The sequence below is a fragment of the Hahella sp. CCB-MM4 genome, from assembly GCF_002260525.1.
Taxonomy (GTDB): domain Bacteria; phylum Pseudomonadota; class Gammaproteobacteria; order Pseudomonadales; family Oleiphilaceae; genus Hahella.
The window spans coordinates 1-430 of the sequence record NZ_MRYI01000092.1 but is presented as its reverse complement, the minus strand read 5'-3'; the positions used below and the strand labels follow the sequence as shown (position 1 = coordinate 430).

Genomic DNA, 430 nt, shown 5'->3' with positions numbered 1-430 from the left:
TGCTACCCCCGGTGCCAACGAACACGCACCAGAGGATGCTTCCATGATGTTCCGTACTGCCCTGGTTTCGGGTCTGACCGCCGCCACCCTGCTGGCCGCCCCCGCCTTTGCCCAGCAGGCCACCTCGCAGGCCGAGGCCGAGGCCACCGCCCCGGTTGTCGCCGCGACCCATGCCGACTGGCAGATCATCTGCTCGCCCGAGGTCGAAGGTCAGCCGCAGCAATGCGAGATGTACCAGCTGCTGGAAGACAGCAACAACGCCCCGATCGCCGAGATCAGCATCGCCGCCCTGCCTCTGGGCGCCGAGTTCTCGGCCGGTGCGACGGTGACGACGCCGCTGGAAACCTTCCTGCCGACCGGCATGGGCTTCGCCATCGGCAACAGCGAACAGATGCGCGTCGAGGGCTTCCGCGTCTGCACCGTGGTGGGC

Annotated in this window: 1 protein-coding gene; it reads left to right on the top strand. The window is 67.9% G+C overall.

What is annotated here, in order from left to right; translation table 11 throughout:
- Positions 1–43: 43 nt before the first annotated feature.
- On the top strand, positions 44–430 hold a 387-nt coding region (locus BTA51_RS29045; RefSeq protein ID WP_210404962.1), incomplete at its 3' end, for an invasion associated locus B family protein.